The sequence below is a fragment of the uncultured Thiodictyon sp. genome, assembly GCA_903837595.1.
Classification (GTDB): Bacteria; Pseudomonadota; Gammaproteobacteria; order Chromatiales; family Chromatiaceae; genus Thiodictyon.
This window is the reverse complement of record CAILVI010000234.1, coordinates 1-2,713: the sequence shown is the minus strand read 5'-3', so window position 1 is coordinate 2,713 and position 2,713 is coordinate 1. Positions and strand designations below refer to the sequence as shown.

The 2,713-nt window shown below is 67.3% G+C and carries 3 protein-coding genes; 1 reads left to right on the top strand and 2 read right to left on the bottom strand.

Annotated elements, in window-relative coordinates; translation table 11 throughout:
• Nucleotides 1-372 (bottom strand): hypothetical protein (locus QZY44_RS12560; RefSeq protein ID WP_295446694.1); only part of this gene is annotated, 372 nt, incomplete at its 3' end.
• A gap of 1,535 nt (nt 373-1,907) precedes the next feature.
• On the opposite strand from QZY44_RS12560, the gene QZY44_RS12555 reads away from it, so the two are divergent.
• On the top strand, nt 1,908-2,066 hold the full coding sequence (locus QZY44_RS12555) for a hypothetical protein (RefSeq protein ID WP_295446693.1): 159 nt from the start codon (nt 1,908-1,910) through the stop codon (nt 2,064-2,066).
• 35 nt (nt 2,067-2,101) lie between these two features.
• Here the strand turns inward: QZY44_RS12555 and QZY44_RS12550 are convergent.
• The coding region (locus QZY44_RS12550; RefSeq protein ID WP_295446691.1) for a methyltransferase domain-containing protein at nt 2,102-2,713 on the bottom strand (612 nt) is incomplete at its 5' end.

Below are 2,713 nucleotides of genomic sequence, written 5' to 3'. Positions count from 1 at the left end.
GGCGCGGCCGGGGCCAGCGTCACGGCCGGCGAGGGCGCGGCGGGGGCGGGAGGCGCCGAGGGCCTGGTTGGTGAAGGCGCCGACCAGGAGGTCGTCAGCGGAGTTGGCGCAGGCGGCCTCCTCGCTGTAGGACTGGGACGCCAGGCGCTCCTGGGCGTGCTGGGCGGCGCTGAGGTCCTGGGGTGCGGTGCTGGGCCGGCCCTGGTCGTCACAGCCCGGCGCGCGGCCCTCGTGGGCGGCCAGGAGGTGCGTGGCGAGGTCGGCGGTGTTGGTGGCCAAGGTGCGGATGGGGCGTGGGATCGGCTCCCAGTCGCACTCGGGCCAGGGGCAACGAATGGGCGGGAGCGAGGTCTGGGCAGGCGCGCGAGTCATCGTGGTAGGAAAGAGCGTACTACGTGGTACGTGCTAGATCAAGCGTTTTTCGATTCCGGGGCCGGCGGGGGAGGGCGGGACGGCTAACCAACCAGTTGACAGGCGTTCAGTGTAGGTCTAACCGATGGTTTGTTTAGCCTCGTCGAACCTAATGGGGAGTGTTCTCGACGGTAAATCGCGATTCACTCGCCCGTGTTTTTCCAGAGGTCGGTATTGCAGCGACGGTAGTTCGCTGGCGCCGAAGGTACATAGTGTGTTTTCATGGGGTTACAAGGTCATTCACTATCCTACGGGCAGATGGGCGACCAAAAAAAGTTCTAACCGTCGGTCAGTGAAAGCCATTTTCAGTTTGTTTACGCAGAACTTTCCGTTTACACTTGCAATTACCTACACTTGCAAGGTTCGCTCATTCTCTCCAAGTATTGCCGAGCCGGTACAAGTGTCCCTGGCCTCCGAGTTCTGCCAGAACAGAGAAAAGGGCTATTTTCGCCCTTTTCCGAAATCCGGCACGGCTCCTGCAAGAGGAAAACCCTCCAATCCACCCCTTATCCACCTCCCATCGCCGCCCGCACTGCGCCTCCAGCCCCGGCCCCAAAGCCCCCGCCGCGGGCGTTATGCGCCCGGCTTCAAGTCCTCTGCCGGCCCGCATTTCGCCCTTTTAACTGGCAGTCCGGCCCCAGTGCCACACTGCGCGCTCGGGCGGGCGGTCTGGCAGTTCGGCCTGCACGAATCGTGGACGCTGGTCAGGATGCCGGTCAGGCCCATTTCCACTATACTAAACACATTAACGAAACCGCCCTCGCCCGTCGCTGTCGTTTTTAATAAATCCGGGCCGCGCCGAACAAACCCGATTTTCCGTGGGTTGGCAGGCCGCAAATCGAGGGGTGTAATTCTACCTCCCAGCTGCACGGCCCGCGCTCGCCCGCCGGTCAGTCTTGCCGGGCTCCGGTCCGGCGGTCTGGCTCCCCCGTAGCTGGTACCTGGTACGTGGTGCGTGGTGTATACCGTGTACTACCTGCTACCTACTACCTACCATGCCGCCTGCCCCGTTCAGCTCCCTGACGCCCGGTTCACTATACTGAACCCCGAGCGCTTCAGCTCCGAGGGCGCTGGTGCGGTTGCGGCCGGTGATGGTGCCGTTCAGGACGGTGACCGGCGCGTTTACTATCCTGAACCTGCCGGCCCGGGGCTGCCCATTGGGGGCTCGCTCATCGGGGGCCGCCCATCGGGGTCTCGCCCATCGGGGACCGGCCGGCCCGGGGCTGCTCCGCCGGCGGCTCGCCTCCGTCCGCTCCGGCGGGGTGTGCTCGGCTAAGCGTTAGCCGGCGCTCGCGCTTGGGCGCGTGCGCTGCGGTCCGGGCGCCGCTCTCCGATCGCCGGCCTGGTAGCGGCTAGGAGCCCGTTTGCCATCCGCCCGCGCGCCTTCCCGCGGCGGCGCTGCGCGGCCGGCGCCCGCGGTTCCCTCCCTCCCCCTCCGGCGCTACTCTCTTTCGGCCCTCTTGACTACCTTGCCCTACCTGTGCGATGATGTAGGCATGACATTCAAGACGGCTGACGAGGCGGCGCGCGAGCGCGTGCATGTGGCACTGCACATTCTGTGGACGACGGCGGTGGGGACGCTGGGGTACGTGAAGAACGAATGGAAGGAGCTGGAGGCCGCCATCTACTCCTGGCTCTCGCGCCCGCGCAGCTAGCGCTGGGCAGCGGGGGTGAGTGAGGACGGTCTCGGTTAGGCCAGGGCGAAGCACGCGGCGGCCTTGCTCACGCCGCTGGTCCAGGGGTTGGTGGCGAGCCCGGCGGCCGCGGCCAGGTACTCCAGCTCGGGGGTGGTGAAGGCGCGCTGGAAGGTCTGCTGGCTGGTGACGAAGCCATCGCTGTAGGGGCGCCAGTGGCGCGAGCGTGAGGTCGCGAGGTCGGCCGGGTTGCGCGCGGTGATGACCATGATGCCGCCGGGGGCCAGGTAGCTCGCGGCGGCGTGGATGGCGGCCACGCGCTCGGCGGGGTAGGGCAGGACGTTGACCACGTAGTTGACGAACACCCAGTCGAAGGTGCCACGGGGCGGGTGGGGGTAGTGGTAGGGGTCGTAGCGGTGGGCGTGGAGCCCGTGCTGGGCAAAGTAGGCGGCGTCGGCGCCGTAGCCGCAGCCGAAGTCGCGGATGGTGGCGCCGGGGCGGACCTGGCCGCTGGCGAGCAGGGCCTTGGCGGGCGCGGAGGGGCCGGTGCGGTGGATGGCGGTGCGCTCGGGATGCAGCGCGCTGCGCGCGCTGGTGTCGGAGGAGAAGCCGGAGGAGAAGCCGGAGGGACCGGAGGATTCCAGGGAAGTCGCAACCCGGGCCTGAAT

What these genes read in the sequence shown, in the direction of transcription:
- QZY44_RS12555 (WP_295446693.1), top strand. Translation starts at nt 1,908, where the DNA reads ATGACATTCAAGACGGCTGACGAGGCGGCGCGCGAGCGCGTGCATGTG.